Below are 3259 nucleotides of genomic sequence, written 5' to 3' on the forward strand. Positions count from 1 at the left end.
GCATCAGCCCGACATCATCGGCATGTCGGCGCTTTTGACCACGACTATGCCCTACATGAAGGTCGTCATCGACACGATGAAGGAAAAGGGCATCCGCGACGACTATGTCGTGCTGGTCGGCGGCGCGCCGCTGAACGAGGAATTCGGCAAGGCCGTCGGCGCCGATGCCTATTGCCGCGACGCGGCGGTGGCGGTCGAGACCGCCAAGGACTTCATGAAGCGCAAGCACAATGTGCGGGCTTGAGCACGGCAGTCGGCCCAAGTTTGTGACCGAGAGCGCCGTCATGCACTGGAATGGCGAGATGGCCAGAATCGCTTGGCTCGAAGGGGGCTAAGGTCCGTATGCGTATCGAGTCGATCAAAGTCTATCAGGTGCATCTGCCTGTCAAAGGCGGTGCCTACCGGATGGCCAGCGATACCGTGCAGGATCTGGACAGCACGCTCGTTGAAGTGACCACCGAGGACGGGCTGTCAGGCTGGGGTGAGACTTGCCCGGTCGGCCCTGTTTATCAGCCCCAACATGCTCTGGGTGCGAGAGCGGCAATTGCCGAAATAGCGCCTGGGCTCGTCGGCGAGGACACTACGTCCATGCGTCACCTGGCGAAAAGAATGGACGAGCGGTTGAACGGCCACAACTATGCCAAGGCGGCCCTGGATATAGCTCTCCTCGACCTCGCCGGCCAGCGGCTGGGCGTTCCGGTTTCAACACTTCTGGGCGGTGCGCTCACCGATCGTGTGCCGTCCTACTACTCGACCATTGTCGGTGCACCGGACGAGACGGCGCGCATTGCCGTCGACAAGGTCAAGGCCGGTTACCCACGGCTTCAGATCAAGATAGGCGGACGGGATCTCGAGCAAGACGTCGCCACCGTGCACAAGGTATGGGAAGCGGTTGGCTTCACGGCCCGGATAGCCGTCGACGCCAATCGTGGCCTCACCGCCGCGGCGGCGCTGCACATCGACCGGCTTTGCCCGACAATCCCGTTTGTGTTCGAACAACCTTGCAACACCATGGAGGAAGTTGCGAGCCTCAAGGGACGCGTTACCCATCCGGTCTACCTCGATGAGAGTGCCGAGGATTTGAATGCCGTCCTACGGGCAGTTTCTTCAGGTATCGCGGACGGATTCGGATTGAAGGTCACCCGCCTTGGCGGCCTCACCAAGATGGTCACGGTCCGCGACCTGTGTGCGATACGATCTCTTCCGCACAGCTGCGACGATGCCTGGGGCGGGGACGTCATCGCCGCGGCATGCGTGCATCTCGCAGCTACCGTCGAGCCGAGACGTTTCGAGGGCGCCTGGATCGCACAGGAATACATCGAAGGGCATATCGACCCCGTAAATCCCGTCGTTATCGAAAACGGGCATATACGCGTCCCGCAGATGCCAGGGCTTGGTGTCAAACCTGAGCGCTCCCGGCTCAAGGGGCCTGTCACGGCTTTCGGAGGCTGAGGATCCGTGATGTCTGTGGCAATTGTAGCTGGCTGGTATCGTCGGCAGTTAACCGCGGAAGTGCTTTTGCGAACTTCCAGAACGTCAGGTGGCGCGCCTTGGGCTGGCGCTGCAGGACTTCATGAGCCGCAAAAAAGCCGGTATGCAGGATACGTGGTACTGATGGGCTCAAGCCATCAAAAGCCGGAGATTCTGCATGAGACTGACAGTGCTCGCTGCCGCCCTTTCGATAGTCTTGCCGGCGGCCGCCGTCGCCGGACCGGCGTCCAACGCCGTGAAGTTCTTCTATGTTCCGGCGGTCAAGTTCGAGGCCGACGAACAATATCGGGATCGATTCACCGAGCCGGTGACGAAACTGTTCGACCTGAACGACCAGGCAACGAAAAAGAACCCGGACCAGGTTGCCTGCATCGACTTCGATCCTGGTCTCGACGCCCAGGATTTCGATCAGAAGACCGTCTCGAAAACGCTGAAACTGTCTGAGAAGCTGGATGGCGACAACGCAGAGGTTACAGCGTCCTTCAGCCTGTTTTCGGAAGGCGACGATTCCAAACGTGAAATGGTCTGGTCGCTCAGGAAGATCGACGGCAAATGGAAGATATCGGACATCGCCTCCAAGACCAGCGACTGGAAGCTCAGCGCGCTGGAATGCATGGCCGGCCAGACACCGGAGTGATGCGATGGCCCGTCGCTTGTTCCTGGCACTGTCGACCATGTGCCTGCTGGCGGTGGGTCTGAGCGGTGCCGACGCCCAAGGTCTGTTGGGTGCGCCGCCGGCAAACGCCCCGGCCGACGCTGCGCCGGGCGACAGCGGGGCGCCGCCTGCAAATGCGCCCGGAGCCGGGGTGGAACCGGCAACGCCGCCGGTTGGATGGTCGCCAGCCGAAGCCGCACCGGCCGCACCGATCCAGCCGGGTTCGCCGACGGCGGTGGTGCGGCCGTTTTACGATCAGGTCGGGCTGGAGATCGATCCGTCAGAGCGCAGCCATTTCATCGATCCGGCGAAAACCGTGCTCGACAAGAGCGACGCCTTGCGCAAGTCCGGGCAGGGCGAGTGCCTCGACCCCAACATGGCGCTCGACAATGCGGATTTTGACAAGGCTGAGATCGACAAGAGCCTGAAGACGCTCGAGGCGATCAACGGCGACCAGGCCAAGGTCATCGTCGCCTTCGTCGTGTCGGGCAACCCGCACCGGCTGGAATGGAAATTCAAGAAGGTCGACGGCGACTGGAAGATCACGGACCTGTTGTCGGTGACCGGCGAATGGGCACTCAGCCAATATCAGTGCGAATGATGGCCGAGCTAGCCGCGCCCGCGATAGGGCGCCACCCCGGTGTCGGGCAGCCAACTGCCTTCCGGTGGCGCGCCTGTCTGCCAGAACACGTCGATCGGAATGCCGCCACGCGGATACCAATAGCCGCCTATGCGCAACCAGAGCGGCTTGGTTGCCGCCACAATGCGGCGGCCGATCATCACCGTGCAGTCCTCATGAAAGGCGCCGTGGTTGCGGAACGAAGTCATGAACAGCTTGAGCGACTTCGATTCCACCAGCAGCGTATCGGGTGCGTAGTCGATGACGATATGGGCGAAATCCGGCTGCCCGGTCACCGGGCACAGCGAGGTGAATTCCGGGCAGGTGAAGCGCACGATCGCCGGCGGCCCGTCGCCGCGTGTGTACGGCACGGTCTCCAGGACCGCTTGTTCGGGGCTCTGTGGCGTCTCGACGTGGGCGCCGAGCTGGGTGAGGGTTTTGGTATCGATCATCGCGGTTGTCCTTGGATTTGCCGCTCATTAGCACAATTTGAA

The 3259-nt window shown here is 61.7% G+C and carries 5 protein-coding genes; 4 read left to right on the top strand and 1 reads right to left on the bottom strand.

What is annotated here, in order from left to right; genetic code table 11:
- The 4 genes from EN935_RS28025 to EN935_RS28040 all read left to right on the top strand — a co-directional run.
- Positions 1–244 (top strand): cobalamin-dependent protein (locus EN935_RS28025; protein ID WP_206534587.1); only part of this gene is annotated, 244 nt, incomplete at its 5' end.
- Between the two features lie 98 nt (positions 245–342).
- Positions 343–1452 carry a mandelate racemase/muconate lactonizing enzyme family protein gene (locus EN935_RS28030; protein ID WP_127266108.1) on the top strand — a complete coding sequence of 370 codons (1110 nt, stop codon included), beginning with the start codon at positions 343–345 and terminating at the stop codon, positions 1450–1452.
- Between the two features lie 196 nt (positions 1453–1648).
- Positions 1649–2128, top strand: a complete 480-nt coding sequence (locus EN935_RS28035) for a DUF3828 domain-containing protein (protein ID WP_109672365.1) — start codon at positions 1649–1651, stop codon at positions 2126–2128.
- Positions 2129–2132: 4 nt separating this feature from the next.
- Positions 2133–2747 carry a hypothetical protein gene (locus tag EN935_RS28040; RefSeq protein WP_109672368.1) on the top strand — a complete coding sequence of 205 codons (615 nt, stop codon included), beginning with the start codon at positions 2133–2135 and terminating at the stop codon, positions 2745–2747.
- A gap of 8 nt (positions 2748–2755) precedes the next feature.
- Here the strand turns inward: EN935_RS28040 and queF are convergent, their stop codons facing one another.
- Complete coding sequence (queF, locus tag EN935_RS28045; RefSeq protein ID WP_126068728.1) at positions 2756–3217, bottom strand: preQ(1) synthase; 462 nt, start codon at positions 3215–3217, stop codon at positions 2756–2758.
- Positions 3218–3259: the final 42 nt, after the last annotated feature.

The organism is Mesorhizobium sp. M7D.F.Ca.US.004.03.1.1, from assembly GCF_003998635.1.
Lineage (GTDB): Bacteria > Pseudomonadota > Alphaproteobacteria > Rhizobiales > Rhizobiaceae > Mesorhizobium > Mesorhizobium loti.